This is a genomic window from Ralstonia mojiangensis (assembly GCF_023955645.1).
GTDB lineage: Bacteria > Pseudomonadota > Gammaproteobacteria > Burkholderiales > Burkholderiaceae > Ralstonia > Ralstonia mojiangensis.
The window spans coordinates 939510-960829 of the sequence record NZ_JAMXHU010000002.1 but is presented as its reverse complement, the minus strand read 5'-3'; the positions used below and the strand labels follow the sequence as shown (position 1 = coordinate 960829).

The 21320-nt window shown below is 62.2% G+C and carries 18 protein-coding genes and 1 tRNA gene; 4 read left to right on the top strand and 15 right to left on the bottom strand.

Annotated features, from left to right (window positions below):
* Positions 1-9 precede the first annotated feature (9 nt).
* From NG898_RS11250 to NG898_RS11225, 6 genes are all read right to left on the bottom strand, one after another.
* The gene (locus tag NG898_RS11250; protein ID WP_252692364.1) at positions 10-939 is read right to left on the bottom strand and encodes a carbohydrate kinase family protein; all 930 of its coding nucleotides are present in this window, start codon (positions 937-939) and stop codon (positions 10-12) included.
* Between the two features lie 16 nt (positions 940-955).
* Positions 956-2554, bottom strand: a complete 1599-nt coding sequence (pgi, locus tag NG898_RS11245; RefSeq protein ID WP_252692363.1) for a glucose-6-phosphate isomerase — start codon at positions 2552-2554, stop codon at positions 956-958.
* A 165-nt stretch (positions 2555-2719) separates the two neighbouring features.
* The gene (locus tag NG898_RS11240) at positions 2720-3667 is read right to left on the bottom strand and encodes an ABC transporter substrate-binding protein (protein ID WP_252692362.1); all 948 of its coding nucleotides are present in this window, start codon (positions 3665-3667) and stop codon (positions 2720-2722) included.
* Positions 3668-3743: 76 nt separating this feature from the next.
* Complete coding sequence (locus NG898_RS11235; protein WP_252692361.1) at positions 3744-4778, bottom strand: ABC transporter permease subunit; 1035 nt, start codon at positions 4776-4778, stop codon at positions 3744-3746.
* Between the two features lie 48 nt (positions 4779-4826).
* Complete coding sequence (locus NG898_RS11230) at positions 4827-6380, bottom strand: sugar ABC transporter ATP-binding protein (RefSeq protein ID WP_252692360.1); 1554 nt, start codon at positions 6378-6380, stop codon at positions 4827-4829.
* Complete coding sequence (locus NG898_RS11225) at positions 6367-7617, bottom strand: ROK family protein (protein WP_252692359.1); 1251 nt, start codon at positions 7615-7617, stop codon at positions 6367-6369. Before NG898_RS11225 ends, NG898_RS11230 begins: the two co-directional genes overlap by 14 nt.
* Before the next feature lie 643 nt (positions 7618-8260).
* Here NG898_RS11225 and NG898_RS11220 point away from each other — a divergent pair.
* Positions 8261-9514, top strand: coding sequence for an Hsp70 family protein (locus tag NG898_RS11220; protein WP_252692358.1), 1254 nt, complete (start codon positions 8261-8263; stop codon positions 9512-9514).
* A 75-nt stretch (positions 9515-9589) separates the two neighbouring features.
* Complete coding sequence (locus tag NG898_RS11215; protein WP_252692357.1) at positions 9590-10144, top strand: NADPH-dependent FMN reductase; 555 nt, start codon at positions 9590-9592, stop codon at positions 10142-10144.
* A gap of 217 nt (positions 10145-10361) precedes the next feature.
* Here NG898_RS11215 and NG898_RS11210 read toward each other — a convergent pair whose 3' ends face one another.
* From NG898_RS11210 to NG898_RS11200, 3 genes are all read right to left on the bottom strand, one after another.
* Positions 10362-10844, bottom strand: coding sequence for a nuclear transport factor 2 family protein (locus NG898_RS11210; protein ID WP_232041328.1), 483 nt, complete (start codon positions 10842-10844; stop codon positions 10362-10364).
* 84 nt (positions 10845-10928) lie between these two features.
* Entirely contained in the window at positions 10929-11399 is a 471-nt protein-coding gene (cynS, locus tag NG898_RS11205) for a cyanase (protein WP_252692356.1), read from the bottom strand.
* Between the two features lie 61 nt (positions 11400-11460).
* Positions 11461-12120, bottom strand: coding sequence for a carbonic anhydrase (locus NG898_RS11200; protein WP_232041330.1), 660 nt, complete (start codon positions 12118-12120; stop codon positions 11461-11463).
* A gap of 147 nt (positions 12121-12267) precedes the next feature.
* Here NG898_RS11200 and cynR point away from each other — a divergent pair, with 147 nt between their 5' ends.
* On the top strand, positions 12268-13158 hold the full coding sequence (cynR, locus tag NG898_RS11195; protein ID WP_252692355.1) for a transcriptional regulator CynR: 891 nt from the start codon (positions 12268-12270) through the stop codon (positions 13156-13158).
* 137 nt (positions 13159-13295) lie between these two features.
* Here the strand turns inward: cynR and NG898_RS11190 are convergent, their stop codons facing one another.
* Positions 13296-13664, bottom strand: coding sequence for a hypothetical protein (locus tag NG898_RS11190; RefSeq protein WP_252692354.1), 369 nt, complete (start codon positions 13662-13664; stop codon positions 13296-13298).
* A gap of 700 nt (positions 13665-14364) precedes the next feature.
* Between NG898_RS11190 and NG898_RS11185 the strand changes: the two genes are divergently transcribed.
* On the top strand, positions 14365-14838 hold the full coding sequence (locus tag NG898_RS11185) for a hypothetical protein (RefSeq protein ID WP_252692353.1): 474 nt from the start codon (positions 14365-14367) through the stop codon (positions 14836-14838).
* A 142-nt stretch (positions 14839-14980) separates the two neighbouring features.
* Here the strand turns inward: NG898_RS11185 and NG898_RS11180 are convergent, their stop codons facing one another.
* From NG898_RS11180 to NG898_RS11160, 5 genes are all read right to left on the bottom strand, one after another.
* On the bottom strand, positions 14981-17236 hold the full coding sequence (locus NG898_RS11180; protein WP_252692352.1) for a hypothetical protein: 2256 nt from the start codon (positions 17234-17236) through the stop codon (positions 14981-14983).
* Positions 17233-18753 (bottom strand): SIR2 family protein, encoded by a 1521-nt coding sequence (locus NG898_RS11175; RefSeq protein ID WP_252692351.1) that lies wholly within the window; start codon positions 18751-18753, stop codon positions 17233-17235. Before NG898_RS11175 ends, NG898_RS11180 begins: the two co-directional genes overlap by 4 nt.
* Positions 18754-18958: 205 nt before the next feature.
* Positions 18959-19034 (bottom strand) — tRNA-Ala (locus tag NG898_RS11170).
* 48 nt (positions 19035-19082) lie between these two features.
* Positions 19083-20804 (bottom strand): thiosulfohydrolase SoxB, encoded by a 1722-nt coding sequence (soxB, locus tag NG898_RS11165; protein ID WP_252692350.1) that lies wholly within the window; start codon positions 20802-20804, stop codon positions 19083-19085.
* Entirely contained in the window at positions 20801-21313 is a 513-nt protein-coding gene (locus tag NG898_RS11160) for a TlpA family protein disulfide reductase (RefSeq protein WP_252692349.1), read from the bottom strand. Before NG898_RS11160 ends, soxB begins: the two co-directional genes overlap by 4 nt.
* Positions 21314-21320 lie beyond the last annotated feature (7 nt).

The window sequence follows — 21320 nt, the reverse complement described above, 5'->3', positions numbered from 1 at the left end:
TCATGTTGATCACGTCGGATGGGTGGATGTGCTCGCCCGGTCGAGCAATGACGCCACCTCGACAGCGGTGGGCGCATACGCACCGGGATGCCCGCAGACGACCGCCGCGCACGCGGCCGCATAGCGCAGATGCTCGGCCGCAGGCGCCTCCGGGTGCGTGAGCAGACTCGCCATCCACCCGCCGACGCTTGCGTCGCCGCAGCCCACCGTATCAGCGACCACGGTCTGGAATGCCGGCTGGAACAGTGCGTTGTCGCCTTCAAGAAGCGTCATGCCCGACGCGCCGCGCGTTACGAGCACGCTTGCGCCCGGCGCCCATTCGCGCAGTTGCGCCAGCGCGGCGGCTTCGTCGAGGTCAGGAAAGAGACCGTGCAGATCCTCGTCCGAAACCTTGATGTAGCGGGCAAGGCCGGCCATGCACCGTAGTGTCGTGCGATACGCCGGCTCGGCCATTGGCGCGCGGAAGTTCGGATCAAACGAGATTCGCTTGCCTGCCGCACGTACGGTCTGTGCGATCTCGATCAGGCGCGAGGCGAGCGGCTCGCGCACCAGGCCGAGCGAGCCGAAGTGCACGATTTCGGCCGCATCGAGCGCGCCCGCCGGCAGTTCGGACGGATCGAACGCGAGATCGGCGCTGCCTTCCCCGATAAAGAAATACCGAGGCGGTTGCTTCGACACGACCATCGCCAGAAGCGGGGGGCAGTTGACCTGCCGGATGAAGCGCAGGTCGAGCCCGGCCTCGGCGCTCTTTTGCACCAGTTCGTCGCCGAACACGTCATCGCTCACGGTCCCCGCAAAGCCGGTGGGCACCCCCAGCCGCGCGCCCACGCGCGCGACGTTCCAGCACGAGCCGCCGGCGAGGCTGCGCCAATGATTGGCGTCGTCGCGGATAAAGTCGGTCAGCGCTTCGCCGAAGACGAGCAGTCGGGGCAGGTTCATTGTTACGTCAGGCAAGTCAGGCGACGGCACGGCGCCGCGCCTTGAAACGGTTGATCAGTTGATTCGTGGAGCCATCGTGTGACTCGACCGGGCCGGGCGCGGCAAGCTCCTGTTCAATCGCCACCGCGAGCTTCTTGCCGAGTTCGACGCCCCATTGGTCAAACGAGTTGATGCCCCAGACCACGCCCTGCACGAATACCTTGTGCTCGTACAGCGCGATCAGCGCGCCGAGCGAGACGGGGTCCAGCACGTCGAGACAGATCGTGTTGGTCGGCCGGTTGCCCTCAAAATTGCGATGCGGCTCGTCGGTCGAACGTGAACCGTTCATCAGCGCCTCGGTCTGCGCAAAGCAGTTGGCGACAAGAATGTCGTGATGCGCATCGAGTGCATGGTGCGGCCGCATGATGAGGATGAAATCGGCCGGAATCAACGCCGTGCCCTGGTGCAGCAATTGGAAGAACGCATGCTGGCCGTTGGTGCCGGGCTCGCCCCAGATCACCGGGCCGGTCGCATAGTCGACACGCTCGCCGTCGAGCGTCACCGACTTACCGTTGCTCTCCATGTCGAGCTGCTGCAGATAGGCTGGCAGCCGGTGCAAAGCGTGGTTGTAGGGTGCGATGAGCTGGCTCGTCGCGCCAAGGAAGTTCTGATGCCAGATGCCGATCATCGCAAGCAGCACCGGCAAGTTGCTGTCGAGCGGCGCCTCGGCAAAGTGACGATCCATCGCGTGCGCGCCATCGAGCAGCGATTCGAAGGCGTCCATGCCGATCTGCACCGCGATCGGCAATCCGATCGCCGACCACAGCGAGTAGCGTCCGCCAACCCAGTCCCAGAACGCAAACATGTTTGCGGTATCGATGCCGAACTGCGCCACCGCGCCTGCGTTCGTCGACACCGCGACAAAGTGCTTTGCAACAGCGGCTTCGGGCTCCCCTGATGCAAGCAGCCAAGCGCGTGCGGCGCGTGCATTCGTGAGCGTCTCGCGCGTCGTGAATGTCTTCGACGACACGATGAACAGCGTCGTCTCCGGGTTCAGGCGTTTGAGCACCTCTGCGATGTCCGCACCGTCGACATTCGACACAAAGTGCATCGATAGCCGCGCATGCGCGTACGGTTTCAGTGCCTCACACACCATCTTCGGGCCGAGATCCGAGCCGCCGATGCCGATGTTGACGACGTCGGTGATCTCTCGGCCGGTGTGCCCGCGCCACGCGCCGCCACGCACGGCATCGCAGAAACTGCGCATCCTGGCACGCACGGCCGCAACCTGCTGCGCAACATCGACGCCGTCGACAATGCGCGGCTGCCCCGACCGATCGCGCAGGGCAACATGCAGCACCGCGCGGTTCTCGGTGCGATTGATCCGCTCGCCCGAGAACATCGCGTCGCGACGCGCACCCACGCCGGCTTCACGGGCGAGCGCGATGAGCGACGCGATCGTGCCCTCGTCGATCAGATTCTTCGAGTAATCCACGAAGAGCCCCGCTGCCTCGTGCGAGAACTTTGCCGCGCGCTCCGGATCGCGCGCGAACAACGCACGGATGGACACGTGGGACAGCGCGTCACGATGGCTGGCGAGCGCTTGCCACGCAGGCACCTGGGTCAGAAAGGGCATGGTCGTTTGAACGTCTCGCCGGAATGCGGCTTGTGAGGGGTTGCAAGCGTCGTCAAAACGTTGCGGAGCAGTTCTGGCTGGCCTGCGGAGCCGCACCCGATGCCCGTCGCGCAGAAAAGTGCGGTGCAGGACCGCCAGAACCATTGGCTAGCGTGTCTTAGCGCCTTAGTGCGCGCTCCAGCCCTTGTAGCTCTTCACGTTGTCGCGCGTGACGAGCTGCGGGTCGAGCAGGACCATCGGGTCGGCAGGCTTCTTGCCGTTCATGACGCCATAGCCGATATCAACTGCCTTCTGCGCCATTGCCCACGGATCCTGGCTCGCCGATGCCTGCACGAGCGTATTGCTTTGCAGCGCGGTCTCGATGTCCGGCGCACCGTCGACCGACGTGATGACGATGTTGCTGCGGTTGAGCTGCTTGGCGGCGAGATCGCTGCCGACGGCTTGCGGATCGTTGATCGTGAAGACGCCGTCCAGCTTGGGGAAGCGCGTCAGGTAACCCAGCATCGCGCTCATGCCGCCATCGCGCGACCCCTTGCCGTCCTGGTCGGAAGACAGGATCTTGATGCCCGGGTTCTTGGCGAGCACCGCCTTGCAGCCGTTCACCCGATCGATGACGGCGGACACTTGCGGACCGTTCTCGATGATCACGTTGCCCTTGCCGCCCAGCTTCTTCGCAAGGTAGTCGCACGCCAGTTCGCCGGCCTTCACGTTGTTCGTCTGTACAGTCGCATCGGCGCCGGCGGCGGCCACGTCAACCGCGACGACCGGGATACCCGCTGCCTGCGCTTTCTTCACGGCCGGCTCGATCGCCTTCGCATCGGCCGCGTTCAACAAGATCATGTCGACGTGCGCGGAAATGAAGTTATCGATCTGCGTGAACTGCTTGTTCAGGTCGTAGTCCGCCGAGACAGCGGTGACTTTCGCGTTCGGGTTGATTGCCTTCGCGCGCGCTTCGGCACCCTTCGCAACGGTCACGAAGTACGGATTGCCAAGCGAACCGACCGTAATACCGATCAACTTCAGCGGCTTGTCGGCCGCTTGGGCGACGCCAGCCACAGCTGCGATCACGCAGCCGATGGCGGTGTGCAGAACCTTGTTCTTGAGCTTGAGCATGTTGTTGTCTCCGGATGGTCCATGGTGAAGGCGCGCACGTGGACCTGCGTAGGCGCCGGTATCGATGCAAGACGGATCAGGTGCGCGCGGACTCGCGACGACGGTAGCGGTCGAGGGTGACCGCGCCAATGATGACCAGGCCCTTGATGATGTATTGCCAGATGTCAGATACGCCCAGCAGCACCAGGCCATTCGACAGCACCGCGATGATCAGCGCGCCGACCAGCGTGCCGACGATCGAGCCGACACCACCGACGAAGCTCGTGCCGCCGAGGATCACCGCAGCGATCGCATCCAGCTCATACGACTGGCCGAGCTGCAAACCGTTGGCCGCATAGAGCCTGGCAGCGGACATGAGCGCGCCCAAGCCTGCGAGCAAGCCCGACACCGCGTAGACGAAGAGCTCGATTGCCCGCACGTTGATGCCCGCCAAGCGTGCAGCCTCGGGGTTGCCGCCGACCGAATAGATGCGCATGCCGAGCACGGTGCGGCGCAGGATGAACCACGAGCCCGCAACCACTGCGACGGCGATCACGACCAGCCACGGCACGCCGAGAATCGTGCCATTGCCGATGAATGCGAACGGCAGCTTCGGGTTGAAGATGGTCGTGTCGTTGCCCATCAGACGTGCGATGCCGCGTACGGCGGTCAATGCGCCAAGGGTGACGATGAACGGCGGCAGGCGAAGAAACGCAACGAGCGCGCCATTGACGAGCCCGAACCCGAGTCCGACGAGCAGTGCAGCCGGCACCCCAAGACCGCCCCAGCCAGGAATGTTCGACGCGATGAGCGCAGCAACCGCAGCGGCCGAGAGGACCGAACCGACGGAGAGGTCGATACCGCCCGTCAGGATCACAAAAGTCATGCCGGCGGCAAGCACGATATTGATCGATGCCTGCTGCGTGACAATCGACAGGTTCTGCAATGTGAAGAAACCGTCGGTCATGACACCAAAGCCGATGCAGAGAAGGATCAGCACGGGCAGCATGCCGGCCGTGCGCATCAATGACTGCATGCGATCGCGATGATTTGCAAGGTGCGCTTGCAACGCGCGGGGGTGGGCCGCGGTGGCGGGCGCGGAAGCGAGGTCGCGCTGCTTGATCTGATTCATGTCGTTCACCTGTAGGTGGGATGGCGCTATGCGGCGCAGCGGCGTAGCTCAGTGCGCCTGCGCCAACGCTGTTTGCGAGCCGGTGGCCAGTGCAATGATTGCCTCTTGCGTGATCGACTGGCCGGTATAGCCGCCGAGCTCGCCGGCAATCGTTCCTTCGCGCATCACGAGCACGCGATCGGCAATGCCGATCAGCTCGGGCAGCTCGCTGGAGATCACGATCACGCCGACGCCGGCGCGCGCGAGTTCGTTGATGATTCGATAGATTTCCGATTTGGCGCCAATGTCCACGCCGCGCGTCGGCTCGTCGAGGATCAGCACGCGCGGCTTGGTTTCCAGCAAGCGCGACAGCAGCACCTTTTGCTGATTGCCGCCCGACAGCGCACCAGCGTTCACATTTGCATGCGGTACACGGATCGACAGCGAAGAGATCGCGTCGCGGGCGCGTTCAGCACCGCGCGCGAGGTTGAGCACGCCACCTCGCGCGTCGCGGTTGGCGACGGAGATATTGATGTTGTCGCGCACGCTCATATCGAGGAACAGGCCCTGGCGCTTGCGATCTTCCGTCAAGTAGACGAGGCCCGCATCGATCGCATCGCGCGGTGAATGTGCGCCGAATGTCCTGTCGCCCAGTGTCACCTCGCCGCGCGTGCACGGTTGCCCGCCGAAGATCAGGTGCGCAAGTTCGGTACGGCCCGCGCCGACCAGGCCCGCGATGCCGAGTACCTCGCCAGCATGCAGGTCGAGGCTGCAACCCCGCACGCGGGCGCCGTCCGCAACGTCGCGCACGGACAGCAACAGGTGACCCCGATCGTACGGTGCATGTTCCTTCTTGTAGAAGCCGGAGATGTCGCGGCCGACCATCATGGCAACGAGCCGCTCAGCCGACAGCGACTCGCGGTCCAGCGAGCCGACGTAGGCGCCGTCGCGCAGTACCGACACGCGGTCGGACAACGCGTAGATCTCGTCCATCCGGTGGCTGATGTAGATGATGGCGAGGCCTTCGGCACGCAATTGGCGGATCAGCGCAAACAGGTGTTCGGTCTCGCGTGACGACAGCGGCGTCGTGGGCTCGTCCATCACCAGCACACGCGCCTTCGTGTGCACCGCGCGTGCGATCTCGACCAGCTGCTGTTCGGCAATCGACAGGGTACCGACCAGCGTTTCGGGCCCAAAGCTCGCGCCCAGGCGTTGGAGTACACCCACGCAGCCGCGCGCCATCGCCGCGCGGTCGATCATGCCCCAACGACTGTTGCCGTGGCGCAGTTCGCGGCCAACATAGATGTTCTCGGCCACCGTAAGGTTCGGCGCCAGGCAAAGCTCTTGGTAGATGACCGCAATCCCGGCGTTGCGGGCGGCGAGCGGGCCGTCAACGACGAGCGGCTTGCCGTCGATCATGATTTCGCCACCCGGGTCGGCCTGGTATGCGCCCGAGAGGATCTTCATCAGCGTCGACTTACCGGCACCGTTCTCGCCCATCAGCGAATGCACTTCACCGGGGTAGACGGTCAGGCTGACGTTGTCCAGTGCGCGCACGCCGGGAAACGTCTTGCTGATCCCTCGCATCTCCAGCAAGGGGCGCGGCGGTTCAGAATGCAGCATAGCTGACCTCCTGCATTTGCACGCTGGCACCTTTGAGGATGCCGGCACGCGGCGAGAAGTTGAAGAACATCGGCAGCGTGGCGGCACCAATCGCACCGGCGTCCGGGCCGAACGAGCCGCGCACGAACTCCGGCATGCCGCGCGCTTCCGGCGTGATCGCAGCAAGCGCCTCGAGCAGGCGCCGCATCAACGTGTCGATCAGGCCCGCATCCGTGTCGGCATCGAATACGACGACCGACGAATCAAGCACCGACAGCACCGAGCGCAGCGCGGGGGCGAGCGCGTCAACGCAGTCGTCGACCCATTCGTCGACAGCCTTCACACCACGCGCGATGCACGCTTCGAGATCCGCGCGGGTCTCGACGGTCTCGCCGCAATAGCGCAGATGGCGAATCAGCGCGCTCAGCGAGGTGCGGGTGAGCAGGATGTCCCAGGCGCCGGTTGGCGCAGGAGCGGACGGCAGGCGGCTTGGCAGCACGGGCATCACCGCGAAGTCGCCGGCGTTGCCGGTACCCCCGCGCAGGCAATCGCCGTCGACCGCAATGCCACCGCCGATCACCGGCCCAAGGAACAGATAGACGAAGTTGTCGTGCTGGCGGCCGCAACCATAAAAAAGTTCTGCGATCGCGGCTGCGTTGCCGTCGTTCTCGCTAAACACGGGCAACGCAATCGAGTTGCCAAGCTCGGCAGCGAAGTCGACCTCGGCCCACGCGTGAAACGCGTCGGCCGGCAGGCCGATCTCGCGCAGCCAGCTGCCCAGGTTGTACGGCTGCCCGACACCGACGCCAGCGAGGCGCTGGCGCTCGCTGGCGGACAGCAGTTGCTGCATTGCATCGATGTCCTCCCGCACGATTTCCAGCACGGCGGCGGGCGGCGGCAGCAGCGTATCGTGCGAGCGGCGCCCGAGCACTTCGCCCACGAAGTTGACAAGCACCGTCTCGATCCGCATCCGGTCCAGACGCACACCGATGCCAAACGCGCCGCGCGGATCGAGGCGGATCAGCGACGCAGGCTGGCCGCGCTGGCCCTCGACGCGGCGGCCGGTGAATTCGATGAGCTTCGCGTCAGCAAGTGACGTGATGATGCTTCCAACCGCAGTCCCGGTGAGATTGGCGAGGCGCGCGAGGTCAGCCTTCGACGCGCTGCCCGCGCGCCGCAGCGCCTTGAGGAGCAGGCGCTCGTTATAGCGGCGCACGTTGACCGAATTACTGCCCTGCCCGATGTGCGGACTTCTCATGTTGTCTCCTGCGGGCCGCGCCGTTTGCCGGCGTCATTAAATAAATCAACATGATTTAGTTAATAGCATGTCGGCACGGATGTCAGCTTAGGGAAATCCCGGTGTCATCTCGGTGTTGGCTTAGTGGAGAGAACTTCGAAGTAGCGAGGAGACGAGAAAATACCGATCCCAGCGATGGCCCGGCTTGGCTCAAAGCCTCATTGCAGGGCAATTTCCCGTGGGCTCTCAGTGCAAGAACGATGCACTGCACAACTCTTCTGCGGCGCACGTGCGGCGACGGCCTTCTACCTCCCCCGCCGTTATCTCGCTATGCACCGAGCAAGGGGAGGCGCCCCAGAGCGACGGGACACAGCGCGACTGCAGAATGACTGCTGCTGGCTGCGGACGGCGGGTACGCGCATGAAACAGCCCCAGCTTTCGGCTGACGATCGATTGGCGTGGTCTGCTACACCGCGAAGCTGCCGAGCGGCCACTTGCACCCACCGAACATAGAAGCCCGAACAAACGCGGCAACCAAGGCATCCACCGTAGTGGGGATCCGTCGCACAAAGCCACTACAATAGCGCCCCTTCGCCGGTGGCCCCCGCTCCTGATATCCCGTGCAGGCGCATGCCTCCAGCTGCACTCCAGAAGCCACAATCCTATGATGTCAAACGCCTGCGGCGTCGATTTCGGCACGTCCAACTCCACCGTTGGCTGGCTGAGATCGGACGCACCCACCCTGCTGCCGCTCGAAGACGGCAAGGTCACGCTGCCTTCCGTCATCTTCTTTCACGCCGAAGACCCGCTGGTCAGCTACGGCCGGGCCGCGCTGACCGACTATCTTGCCGGCTACGAGGGCCGCCTGATGCGCTCGCTCAAGAGCCTGCTCGGCACGTCGATGATGGACGACAGCACCGAGGTCATGGGCCAGGCCATGCCGTTTCGCAAGCTGCTGGCGCATTTCATCGGCGAACTCAAAAGGCGCGCCGAGCATGCCGCCGGCCATGAATTCCGCCGCGCCGTGCTGGGCCGCCCGGTGTTCTTCATCGACGAAGATCCCAAGGCGGACCAGCTTGCCGAAGACACGCTGGCGGACATCGCGCGCGACGCCGGCTTTGACGAGATCGCCTTCCAGTACGAGCCCATCGCCGCCGCGTTCGACTACGAGGCCGGCATCAGCGGTGAAGAACTTGTGCTGGTGGCGGACATTGGCGGCGGTACGTCGGACTTCTCGCTGGTGCGCCTGTCGCCCGACCGCGCGAAACGCCTCGACCGCCGTGACGACATCCTTGCCAACGGCGGCGTTCACATCGGTGGCACCGACTTCGACCGCGCCTTGAGCCTGGCCAGCGTGATGCCGCTGCTGGGCCTGAACAGCACGCTGCGCAACGGCAAGGCCATGCCATCGGGCCAGTATTTCGACCTGGCGAGCTGGCACACCATCAACCACGTGTACACGCGCAAGGCGTGGACGGTGGTGATGGACAACTACCGAGATGCCGCCGACACCGAAAAACTCGACCGCCTCATCCGCCTGATCCGCGAGCGCGCCGGCCACTGGCTGGCCATCCAGGTGGAAGCCGCGAAGATCGCGCTGTCGGACGCCCCGGTGGCGGAGATCGACCTGCACCGCATCGCGCCCGAGTTGAAGCAGCCCGTTACGCGTGAGGACTTCGACCAGTCGATCGGGAAGCTGGTCGGCAAGACGGTCTCGACGGTGCAGGCGATGCTGAAGACGGCGGGCGTTGCAGCGGAAGCGGTCGATACCATTCTCTTTGCCGGCGGCTCCAGCGGGGTGCCGTTGCTGCGCGAGCAACTGGCGCAAGTGCTGCCGTCGGCGCGGCGCGTCGAGGGCGACCTGTTCGGCGGGATCGGTTCTGGCCTGGCGCGCGACGCAGCGCGCAAGTTCGGCTGAGGGGCGGCGGGACGTTTCGAGCGTATCGAACCAGACAACCCCGGGCGCGGCAGGATGTCTCCAAAGGAAAACCAGATGAAGCTCCTAACCATCTCCGGCAGTGCCCGCCGCGATTCCGTCAACACGGCGCTACTGCTCGGCTTGAAAGACGTTGCCCCTGAGGGGGTTGAGCTATTGGTATTCCATCGCCTCGACACCTTGCCGGTCTTTTCCCCTGACCTGGAAGGGCCCCAGACACCCGCCGCAGTGCTGGAATTCCTGGCACTCGTGTCCGGATGCGACGGCATCATTATTGCCAGCCCCGAATACGTTCGCGCGATTCCGGGAGGGCTCAAGAACGTCATCGATTGGATGGTCTCGCGATTCGAAGTCATCGGGAAACCCATTGCGCTCGCACATGCATCTCATCGTGGCGACGACATGCTCACATCGCTCCGGCTGGTGCTGTCCACCGTCAGCGATCAATTTCTCGAAGACGTATTTCTGCGCATCCCGCTGATCGGAAAAACGCCAGACGAAATCAAAACCCTACTGAAGGTGCCTGAGCGGCAGTCCGAAATGCGCGGATTTCTGTCCGCTTTCGTGGCGGCGATTCATGCTCGGCAGACAGCTTCAACAGCCAACGCCTAGCTGCCACTCCGACCTAGCCCAGGCATTCCCGCCCGTCACGGGAATGCATCCATCTGTTCTATTGGCTGGAGCCTCGCCGCTCTACGGCAGCTAACACATCCCACGTTTGCGGATCGACATCGCGGCCCCCGAGCGACATCGAAACGTACCCAACGCCACCCGATCGCCGCAGCGCGCCACGCCCTAAGCGTGGGTGCGCTGCGCGTGTCGCGAGGTCTCAGAGGCCGAGATCGCTCAGGCCAGGATGATCGTCCGGACGACGCCCCAGCGGCCAGTGATACTTGCGCTCGGATTCCTTGATCGGCATGTCGTTAATGCACGCATAGCGGCGTTGCATCAGGCCGTCTTCGCCGAACTCCCAGTTCTCGTTGCCATAGGAACGGAACCAGTTGCCCGAGTCGTCGTGCCATTCGTAGGCGTAGCGGACGGCAATGCGATTTCCGCCGAATGCCCACAGTTCCTTGATCAGACGGTACTCGTGCTCCTTCTTCCATTTGCGATCGAGAAACGCCTGCGCTTCCGCCCGGTTGTTCGCAAACTCTGCGCGATTGCGCCATTTCGTATCGAGCGAATAGGCGAGCGCGACCTTGGCGGCATCGCGCGAATTCCAGCCGTCTTCTGCAAGACGGACCTTTTCCTTGGCCGATTCCAGCGTGAACGGCGGAAGCGGCGGACGAACTGCTGGCTGTTGAGTCGACATGACGGCTCTCCTTTTTTCAGATTAGCGATTGGGTTGCATTGCACTTCGTGCGTTGCGGATCGCCCGACCCGCAACGCGATGAACTCAGAATGGCTTGGTCGGCAGGTACTTGCCGTTGAGCGTGATGACGGCACGCTCGCCGCCTTCGGGGTCCGGCACCTTCTGGATATCGAGCTTGAAGTTGATTGCGCTGATGATGCCGTCGCCAAATTTTTCGTGCACGAGCGCCTTCAATGTCGAGCCGTACACCTGCACCATTTCGTAGAAGCGGTAGATGGTGGGATCGGTGGGCACGCCGCCCGGAATGCTGCCGCGCACGGGAATGGTTTGCAGCAAGCGCACGGCGTCGGCGTCGAGTCCAAGGCGCTCGCCGACCAGCTTCGCCGCGTTCTCCGGCAGCGCGTGCTGACCGAGCAGCGCGGCTGTCGTGTACGCGACGCTCAAACCCGTGCCTTCGTTGATGGCTTCAAACGTGAGGTTCTTGCGCACCTTCGCGTCGATGATGGTTTCCGTCAACGCTTCGCGCGCGTTTGGCGTGACTTGCGATTGGGTCATGATGTTGCTCCTTGAATAAGTCAACGTGGTGAGATCTGCAGTCGGAATAACGCGCGGGAAATCAGTGCGCAGCCACGCACTCGGCGGGTGTTGCGGTGACATCGGGATGCGCCGCGAGCGGCACGAACCGGCGAGTCGCGGCGTCGAGCGCGTCGATCGAACCGGATTCGATGTCGTAGACCCAACCGTGCAGATTGAGGCGGCCCTGCGCGAGCGCCAGTGCAACGCAGGGATGTGTCTTGAGGTTGTTGAGTTGCACGATGATGTTCTCGCGCACCATCGAGTCGACGCGCGCGCGCTCGCTCGCATGTTCACGCGACTCGTTGACCAGCTTTGCCGAGTCCGCGTAGCGCAGCCAGTTCGCGACGGCGGGCATATGGTCGAGGCACTTGCACGTCGCGATGGCCGTCATCGCGCCGCAGTCTGAGTGGCCGCATATCACCACATCCGTCACGCCGAGCGCGGCCACCGCATATTCGACGGTAGCCGACACGCCGCCAGGCTCGGGGCCGAATGAAGGCACGATGTTGCCGGCATTGCGAATCACGAACAGATCGCCCGGTTCGCGCTGCGTGACCAGTTCAGGAACCATGCGGCTATCGGAGCAAGAAATGAACAGTGTGCGCGGCGTCTGGCTGGTGGCCAGCTTGCGGAACAACGCCTTGCGTGCGGGCACGACGTCCCGTTGAAACTTCAGAAAACCTTCGATGATCTCTTGCATGGTCTGCTCCGTTCAATCTGGCGTTCGCAACGTCGGTCAGTGCGATGCGTTGAACAGAGAATGGACCCGCCCCGTCATAGTGTCCAAGACGAGTTTATGATGCTCACCATAGGCAATGCCAATAGTTAGAGGACGAGGGAGTTCGCCATGCTGTTGCGTCATATCCGTTACTTCCTGGCCGTCGCGGAACACCGCAATTTCACGCGCGCCGCCGAGGCGCTGCATGTTTCGCAGCCCACGTTGTCGCAGCAGATACGGCAACTGGAAGACGCGCTGCGCACTCAGTTGCTAGACCGTTCAGGGCGGAACGTGCAACTCACGGATGCCGGTGCGGCGTGGATGCGCTATGCGAAGCTCGCGCTGCAGGATCTGGATGCGGGCGTGCGAGCAATACATGACGTCGGTGAACTGAGCCGCGGCAATCTGCGCCTTGCCGTGACGCCGACCTTCACGGCGTATCTCGTCGGCCCCGCGATCGATCGTTTCTATAGCCAGCATCCCGGCATCGCGATCGACATTCAGGAAATCACGCAGGATCAGATCGAAGCGCAGCTCGCCGATGACAGGCTCGACGCCGGCATCGCGTTCGAGTCCTCTCACAGCGCGGAAATCGACAGCGAGCCGTTGTTTCGCGAGACGCTGAGCCTCGTCGTCGGCGGCGGCCACGCGCGCGCAAAGCGCCGCAAGCCGCTGTCAGCGCAGGACTTCGCCAACGAACGGCTGGTGCTGCTGAACAAGGCGTTCGCGACGCGGCGTTACATCGACGAATACTGCTCGCGGAACCAGATTCGCCCTCAGGTCGCCATCGAGGTCAGTTCGATCAGTGCGATCGTTGAGATCGTTCGGCGTGGGCAGCTCGCAACCGTACTGCCCGACGGCGTCGCGCGCGAGCATACCGAGCTGCACCCCGTGCTGCTCGACCCGCCGCTGCCGGCCCGCACGGCCGTGCTGCTGCAACGCAAGGATGCGTATCGGACGGCGGCGACCAAGGCCTTCGTCCAGGTGTTGAGGGAATTGACGGAGAACTTCCAACGCTGATGGGGTGCGCGTTACGTGCCGGTCTCTTCGCTTGGCGCGTCGCGCGCTGTGATCTTCAGTTGACGCAGCACGCTCCCTCTCCCCTGCCCTAACCACTGTGGCATTCCCGCCCGTCACGGGAATGCGTCAATCTGTTGTTATTGGCTGTAGCCCCGCCGCTCTACGGCAGCTAATACATCCCACGTCTGCGGATCAACATCGCGGCCCCCGAGCGACATCGATACGTAGGCATCAATCGCATCCACAAAGCCTTTGATGAAGGCCGGCGGGAAGGCGTGTGCAGAGAGGTGTTGAAGCTCTGCGCGCAGCATGCCCGGCCGGCATTGGCCGTGGCTGCACATGGCGGTGCGTGTGCGCTTGAGATACGCCTGTGCTGCGATGGCGCCGTTCAGGTAGGTTCGGTTTTTGGTGAGCGTGCCTGCGTCGGACGACGTGGGCGCGTGCGTGGGTGGTGCAGGTGGAGATGGGTACGACGCGGGGCGGTTCCCGCTTGGACTATTTGGCATAGAGCCTCCAGAGGTGGTTGGAGGCCCGGCAACTCATCGCCAGACGAGGTGGCGGGCCTGACGGCGGGGCTGGCGAACCGGCTCTCTGGAGCACCGGCAGACCTTGCGGTCTCCCCACCCGGCCCGCCGTAGTGCGTGCGTGGGTGTGCGGAGGCGATGCGCGAAGCATCGTCTCTCCAGAGCCACCAGTGCAGGTCGCCAAACCCGGCTGCCGTTGGTGCGGCAGCGGGATGGATTATAGCGATGGGGCCAGCGCCAAAAGTTGGATTCTTGATTCGTCGGGAGCGACGGTCGGAAGGTCGCGCTCCAGCCTCAAACAGTGGTGCTTCACCCTCAGAGAGTGGAACGCGAGGGTCAAACACTGGCGTTTCACTGTTTGAGGGTCGAGCGTCAGTGTCAAAGCGTCGAATTCGACCCTCTGAGGGTCGCGTTTGAGCCTCAAACACTCGAACTTCACTGTCTGAGGGTCACGTTCCACTGTCTGAGGGTCGAGTGTCAGCGTCAGAGAGTCGAATTCGACGGTCCGAGGCTCGTGCTTCACGTTCCAACACTCGAACGGCGTGGGCGGGTGTGCCCGCCCCATGTGCGAGCGGTTTCCGTCAAAAGTTGTGTACAGCATTGCGATACGCCGCAGCGGTAGCCAACCTCACCGGGTTGTGCCAATCGGCATGACGTTGATATCCGCTTTAGAAGGAACGCAATGTCTCAGAACTTGATCTCGTTTCAACCCAGCGCCACCGACCTGACCGCCATTGACGGTGCGCTGAAGACACTGGAAGAAAAGCTCGTCGGCCTGATTGGCCTGTCAGTCGAGCAGCGCAGCACGCTCATGAAGATGGGCGACAAATCCGAAGCGTTCTGCCGCCAGGCCGTGGAACTGCTGAGCAACAACCCCAGCGTGCTTCCTGCCAATTTCAACCTGCAGGAAATGCGACGTGACCTGGTGGGCTTCGACACCCTGCGCCCTCGCCTCGCCCGCGTGGAGAAGTTGCTGGAACGGATGCAGGATTCGCAACTGGCGATGGGCAGTGATCTGATGACGGCCGCGCTGGAGGGTTACACGTACCTGAAGGTTGCGGGTAAGGGCGAAGGGTTGGATTCGGCGCGGCGGACGTTGTCAGCGCGTTTTAGTCGGGGGCCGCGGAAGAAGGTGGAGGAGGTGGCTGGGGAGTGAGTGAGGGGCTGCTGATGGTGGCCTAGATGTGGGAAAGCCCGCGACGCTGAGAGGCTCGCGGGCTTTTTGTTGGGCACTGCTTGGCAAACTGACCGGATAACTTGGTTCCCGAAGAGCGAAACTCTCTGGGCGTACCAGGAGGTCAGCTAGAGCTTGGCTTATCAGCGTCCAGCGCACGTTGTCGCTCACGCAGCTCGTGATACGTCTCCTTCAGTAACTGGGAGCCGCGTTTCGAATAGATGTTGCATATCTGCTCAGCGTCGTCGTGCCATCCCGCATCGGCCAATTTGGTAACGCATCGAATTACATCCTGTGGGGGAAAATCTGGTACGAAGCTAGAGAGAGCTGCTCGGAAAACGGCCGCAACTTCTTGCGGATTTCTGTCCGCCAATCTTGCCAAGTTCTCAACTAGGACGGGACCGTTATATTTGACATGAGCATGCGCTGCGGCGGCGGCCCAAACTTCGGCCAGGGGCTGCGTGAGGTCATCGATGAACGGAGCCAACTGGTTGAGCGCTGACTGAAGGTCGGGTGCTGTCGTTCCACTCTGTGTGATTTGTTCAGCGATCCTTTTCCAGAACGCCAATACCTTCGACGAATACTGGGAAGCGCCGTCCTTCGATCTCATTGTCCAGAAGAACCAGCACAGCTTCGATAGCTCCTTGACCTTCAAGTTGGTGATGAGTTCTGTAAGCAAGCCGCCATCATTGAATTCATCTTTGCTTTCCAGATAGGCGAGCCCCAAAAACTGGAGCGCCCGGTCAGCGACTTGATCAGGTAGTCCCTCCGTGTAGACCATCCTTCTTAAATGGCCCCCATCAACGAGTTTCGCGAACAGCCAGTCGTATAGATAATGCTGATACGCGAATCCTTGTGCTGTACAACGCCATGCCGTATCGCTTGAAATCGAAAACAGGCGATCAAAGTTCTTTGTCGTCCAGACCGGGTTCAGGTAGTGCAAGTTCGCGCAATATATCCCGCACAGCGTGGCAAATTCGGCATTCCGACCGGCATTGCTGCTCACGAGTTCAGCATCAAACAACGGTTCGATCTTTGCCCAGATCGCTCCTGACGCTTGCCCATGTGCGGCTTCGTCGCGCCGCATCGCAAGTGCAGTAAGAATGAGCGCTTCCAAGGCGCGGCCTCGCGGTGAATTTATCGCTTGCGAAACCGCATCGCTTGAATCGCCTGCCTCTTTTGGGCTGGTGGAGGCCAAAACCGTTTTGAGAATTTCAACGCACTGATTGCGTAGCCCCGGAGCGACTCGACGCTCTTTGTTGGATGCGGCCTTAATGAGGTCTGCAATATCCCCTAGAACCCATTTCACCGAAGGCTCCCACGCTTCCGGTTGCTCGGCATCCATATCGATCTTGAACGACGGAGAGGAGGTGATGGACTGCACAAGAGACAACGTAGCAGCCCAATCTATCTGCCGTTTGTCATTAGTCAGTCGTTCTATCAATCCCCTCAATAGACCGTGTTGGTAGGGCCGCCCTACATCCGTAAACAGCGGGATTCGGCTTGCAAATCCATCCTCGCTAGCCCGTACAGCCTCTGACAGCGCCGACGCGAGACCGCGATATGTTGGGCCTTCTAACATGCGGCCTTCCGGCACAAACTCTCGGAGCAGCTTCAGCAGCTCGTCATTCGACATTCCAACCAGCGCGTCGGACTCGACAGGGCTGTGGTCGCCCACCCAGCCACTTGTTGTGTATGAATGAAAGTCCGGATGTTCTCGAACAGGGCCCCAACGTTCTACCAATGCCGAGTATTTTTTATCGACCTCCGGGTCTCCCAAGCCATACGCCGGATGCAGTAGGTCACGGCGATGAGATTCATCCCACTCCTGCTGTCGTGATGGGTCGCTCCAGTCGCCTTGGACGTTGTCCACTATGGCCAGATATTGAGACCTTTCGGAGGTCGAAAACCTGGTGAAGGCTTTCTTAATGAGCCAGAAGAGTTCATGCCAATAGGCGAGATTGAGAAACCAGTCGGGCTTGGCAGACTCCCAGAAAAGTACTCCGGTGTGGCCATAGTCCTCGCCGCACGCGTAGATGCCGATACGTACTAGCGTCGGGTACGGCGACTCAAGGAGACCCCTAACCGCCTTGAGGGATTCGGCCCGGTTGGTGCTCAGTGCTCCGAGCGTTGCGTCCCGGATTGCGTCGACCAGCACCGTCCGGAAGCTATCTTTATGAGCATCCTGCGTGTGCTCTTCAATTGCAGACCGCCATAGATAAGAATACCGGTCTTCGTCAGGGTGGCCGATACAGTCAGCAAAGCGCCGCGAGAGCATTTCAACGGCTGCCGGTCCGCACCGCTCACCAAGCTTGCGCGCTGCCCCTTTAAGCACCTCACCCAGGTGGAAACTGTCGAGGACTCCAGTCTTGTCCGTCATGCCTTTTCCTCCGGGAGTTTCAGCGTCAGCAGCGCATCAGCCAACAATAGTGCGAGCCCCCAATGGTCGGGCTGAGAACTATCCAGAAGGCGCGGCAGGAGCTTTTGGCCCAGGTCCATCCCCACCATGTTGGTGTCAAATTTTCCGGTCAACCAAGACCGCGTCATAGTGATGTCGGATTCGGTAATTTCCTCAAGCGGCAACTGAGACAAGATAGTTGCTAAGGACCACCAGGTTCTCCAGTTATCCAATCCTCGGATTTGTGCATCGGCAGAAACGCTGCGGACAATGTCAACCACGCGCGCGGCGTACTCACCAGAGACCAGTCCTGCAATGACCTCTAGGTAGCGCAATGCCGGCCATCCATCGGCTTGGTACATCGTGCCGTGATCAGTCTCAACGACCCTCACGCCAGGGCTATGTTCAGCGTTGAAGTATCCGGCGGCGTCCAGGTCGTTGAACCACGCGACCTCCTTCAACGAATTAATGAGATAGGCCGCAAGTTCGGGATGCTTTTGTACAAGACGCATCGCAGCCCCCCGGTTATCTGGAGTTGGCTTCGTAACGCATCTGTCTAGACGAGCCTGAAGATCCAGAATGGTGGGGTCGCGGACATCTAGCTCTGTGCTCCAAGCCTTAAAGACTTCGACCAGTTCCTGATAGCCTTTCGAATCGATGCAGTACGGAATGACTTGCACGCCGCACTGGTCCCGGAAAAAGTGCGTCATGAATTCGGTCTGCACTGACTCGGTCGTGCGATGAGCGTACAGAAGGAAGTGGCGCTCTTTCGCCGCTCCCTTTGTCAGCGATTCGTTCGAGCGAACAATGTGGTCCAGCACTTCGAGCTCGGCGAGGCCATACCCAACAAACAATACTGTGTAGTTCCGGAACATGTCCGAGAGAAACGATTGCACTCTCTCGTCTGCGTAGTGGGAGATGTAATCCTTCAGGGACACCACCATCGAGCTTGGTTCCAAGTAGGAGCCGTGAAGATGGATTACGGCGCCTCGCTCCGTCAGCCGGTCAGGGGTCAGGTGTTCGCGAAGATAATACTTGGGCCGTCTTTTTGGCCCTTCCACCGGTGTTGATTCACTTTCCGTCGCTGGCTCTGTAGCAAGTTCGTCAAGTCCTGCATCATCGAGCCATTTGTCGTAGTTGGTGGTTACGAAAACTGGTCGGAAGCTAGAAAGGAGTTCGTATAGTTCAGCGCCAGCCGCGTCAGGTTTTGGCGGGTGAAGGATTTTGTCGTAATCAATGAATACTCCATGCTCTTTCGCGAGAGTCAATGCAATTGACAAGGTGCGTCGCGCATCTCCCAGCCCTCGCAGTTGCTCTGCTTCAAGAAAGGTGAGCTTGCTAGCCTTCGCCAGCGCATTTACCACTTGGTTCGCAAAGCCGCGCCAGTCAGGACTGCCACACAGCATGGATGCGCCTGCACCGACGAAGATGACAAGCTCGCCGTGCTTTGCGGCGTCTTGAATAATTTGGTTCAGCTTATACGCGCCGTTCGCCGTCATTCGTACGTCTCAGCTCTAACAGTGATGGGGCCCCATGACGCTCATCATTCAGTGCGACAGGATTAACAGTGCTCTCAATGGGAGTGCCTGAGACCACCGGCCCAGAGGAGAACAAACGCGCCGGACAACCTCGGACAAAAAAAAGCCGGAAACCATTGTTTTATATGGGTTTCCGGCTTCCTCTGGAATTTATTGAAGTTGTATTTGGTGGACCGAAGGAGGATCGAACTCCCGACCTCCGCATTGCGAACGCGGCGCTCTCCCAGCTGAGCTATCGGCCCGTGGCGACAAAGTTTAGCCGAATTTCCGGAGCCCTTTCAATCGGGGGTTTAACCCGCGTTTTCCATGCCCGGATTGCCTTCCATGCCGACAATGCGCGGCGTGTTCAGCGGCCTGGCGGTCACTTCGCGCTGGTCACGCAGCCAGTCGGCCAGCACGTCCCACACGGGGCGGCCGCCGGCCTTGCGGGCTTCGGGCGATACGGCGGCCCAGCCGGCCACCTTGTAGCGGCGGTCGGCGTCGATGGGCTTGCCGCTTCCCGGCCCCAGGCGCATGTCGGTAATGCGCTGGCCCATGGGCTTCATCGGGTCGATGGTGTAGCGCAGGCCGCCGGTGCGCACCATGTCGCCGCCCTGCTGGTAATACGGGTCTGGGTTGAACAGGTTGTCAGCCACGTCTTCCAGCACGGTCTTGATGGTGGCGCCCGTCATTTCGGTGAGCGTGGTGGCCGGGTAAGTGATGGCGGTCTGGGCCATCAGCGCTTCCATGGTCAGGGCCTCGCCGGGCAGCAGCGTGGTGCCCCAGCGGAAGCCGGGCGAGAAGGCAATCTCGGCGCCCTGCGCGTGCATCAGACCATCAACGATGAGCTGGTCGAACGTGCCGTTAAAGTTGCCGCGCCGGTACAGCAGGCCGCGGTTCGTGGCGAGCGTTTCGCCCAGCTTGTCTTTGTACGGCGCGCGCACGCGGTCAATCAGCGCCGTCATGGCCGGGTCGGGCGGCAGCAGGTCGGCAAACACGGGCAGCAACGTATAGCGGATGTCGCGCACGGTGCCGCCGCGCACATCCAGATCGAGCACGCCGACAAACTTGCCGTTGGCGCCCGCGTTGGTGACGAGCGTCACGCCGCCCGGGTTGCTGACCTTGACAGGCGCGGGCACCGCATCGTGCGTGTGGCCGCCCAGGATGGCGTCCAACCCGCGCACGCGCGAGGCCAGCTTCAGGTCGACATCCATGCCGTTGTGCGACAGCAGCACGACCACCTTGGCGCCCTTGCCGCGCGCCTCGTCAATCATCTTCTGCAGCCGTTCTTCCTGAATGCCGAACGTCCAGTCGGGCGTGAAATCAGCCGGGTGCGCGATGGGCGTGTACGGAAACGCCTGCCCGATGATGGCGACCGGCACGCCGTTCAGCTCGCGCAGCACGTACGGGTCGAACACGGGGTCACCAAAGTCGGCGGTCTGGATGTTCTGCGCAACAAAGGCGACCTTGTTCTTGAAATCGTGATCGACCACGTGGCGCACGCGGTCGGCGCCGTAGGTCATCTCCCAATGCGGGGTCATGACGTCCACGCCCAGCGCAAGGGCCGCGTCGACCATGTCCTGGCCGTTGGTCCACAGCGCGGTGGCAGAGCCCTGCCAGGTGTCGCCGCCATCCAGCAGCAGCGCATTCGGGCGCGTGGCGCGCAGCCGCTTGATAAGCGTGGCCAAGTGCGCGAAGCCGCCCATGCGGCCGTAGCGGCGGGCGGCCTCGGTAAAGTCGAGCGACGTAAGCGCGTGCGCGGCGCGCGAGCCCGGCGCGATGCCGTACCGCTTGAGCAGCGCGTGCCCGACCAGATGCGGCGGCTGCCCGGCCCATTGCGCCACGCCCAGGTTGACGCTGGGCTCGCGGTATTCAACGGGCAGCAACTGCGCGTGGCAGTCGGTGAAGTGCAGCAGGTGGACGTTGCCAAAGCGCGGCACGTCGTAGCTGAACGTATCGGCGTGGGCGTCGGTCAGGCGCAGGCCGGCGGCTGCGGCAATCGCCAGGGCTTGAACGAATTCGCGGCGGTTCATTGTTTGGGGCTGTTTGCGTAGCGGGCCAGGTCGGCTACGTCGTCTTCCAGCATCTCGCCGACTTCCTTGCGCACCACGCGGCCCTTGGCGTCGAGCACGAGCAGTTCGGGCAGGCCCTTGCGCGGGCCGGTGGCGGCGCACAGCGCGTCGGTTTCCATCGCTACCGGGAAGGTGAAGCCGCGCTTGGCGACGTAGTCCTTCGCGAGCTGCGGGTTGGCGTCGATGCTGATGGTGAGAATGCGCAGGTCAGTACCGCGCGTGGCGTCGTACAGCTTTTGCAGGCGCGGGTTCTGCAGTGCGCAGAACGGGCACCACGATGCCCACGTGGCGATGATGACGGGGTGCCCGCGCCACGCATCGCCCGGCACGTGTGTGCCGTCTAGCAACTGCACGTCGGGCAGCGCAACCACATCGCCCACTTCGACGGCCTGTGCATGGTTGGCAAACTGCGTGGCGGCAAACACCATCGCCGCTGCTGCCAACATCAGGAACCGTCGAATGGCTTGCATGGCGTTA

Coding starts and splice junctions, on each gene's coding strand:
- NG898_RS11250 (WP_252692364.1), bottom strand. CDS start 939: ATGAACCTGCCCCGACTGCTCGTCTTCGGCGAAGCGCTGACCGACTTT.
- pgi (WP_252692363.1), bottom strand. CDS start 2,554: ATGCCCTTTCTGACCCAGGTGCCTGCGTGGCAAGCGCTCGCCAGCCAT.
- NG898_RS11240 (WP_252692362.1), bottom strand. CDS start 3,667: ATGCTCAAGCTCAAGAACAAGGTTCTGCACACCGCCATCGGCTGCGTG.
- NG898_RS11235 (WP_252692361.1), bottom strand. CDS start 4,778: ATGAATCAGATCAAGCAGCGCGACCTCGCTTCCGCGCCCGCCACCGCG.
- NG898_RS11230 (WP_252692360.1), bottom strand. CDS start 6,380: ATGCTGCATTCTGAACCGCCGCGCCCCTTGCTGGAGATGCGAGGGATC.
- NG898_RS11225 (WP_252692359.1), bottom strand. CDS start 7,617: ATGAGAAGTCCGCACATCGGGCAGGGCAGTAATTCGGTCAACGTGCGC.
- NG898_RS11220 (WP_252692358.1), top strand. CDS start 8,261: ATGATGTCAAACGCCTGCGGCGTCGATTTCGGCACGTCCAACTCCACC.
- NG898_RS11215 (WP_252692357.1), top strand. CDS start 9,590: ATGAAGCTCCTAACCATCTCCGGCAGTGCCCGCCGCGATTCCGTCAAC.
- NG898_RS11210 (WP_232041328.1), bottom strand. CDS start 10,844: ATGTCGACTCAACAGCCAGCAGTTCGTCCGCCGCTTCCGCCGTTCACG.
- cynS (WP_252692356.1), bottom strand. CDS start 11,399: ATGACCCAATCGCAAGTCACGCCAAACGCGCGCGAAGCGTTGACGGAA.
- NG898_RS11200 (WP_232041330.1), bottom strand. CDS start 12,120: ATGCAAGAGATCATCGAAGGTTTTCTGAAGTTTCAACGGGACGTCGTG.
- cynR (WP_252692355.1), top strand. CDS start 12,268: ATGCTGTTGCGTCATATCCGTTACTTCCTGGCCGTCGCGGAACACCGC.
- NG898_RS11190 (WP_252692354.1), bottom strand. CDS start 13,664: ATGCCAAATAGTCCAAGCGGGAACCGCCCCGCGTCGTACCCATCTCCA.
- NG898_RS11185 (WP_252692353.1), top strand. CDS start 14,365: ATGTCTCAGAACTTGATCTCGTTTCAACCCAGCGCCACCGACCTGACC.
- NG898_RS11180 (WP_252692352.1), bottom strand. CDS start 17,236: ATGACGGACAAGACTGGAGTCCTCGACAGTTTCCACCTGGGTGAGGTG.
- NG898_RS11175 (WP_252692351.1), bottom strand. CDS start 18,753: ATGACGGCGAACGGCGCGTATAAGCTGAACCAAATTATTCAAGACGCC.
- soxB (WP_252692350.1), bottom strand. CDS start 20,804: ATGAACCGCCGCGAATTCGTTCAAGCCCTGGCGATTGCCGCAGCCGCC.
- NG898_RS11160 (WP_252692349.1), bottom strand. CDS start 21,313: ATGCAAGCCATTCGACGGTTCCTGATGTTGGCAGCAGCGGCGATGGTG.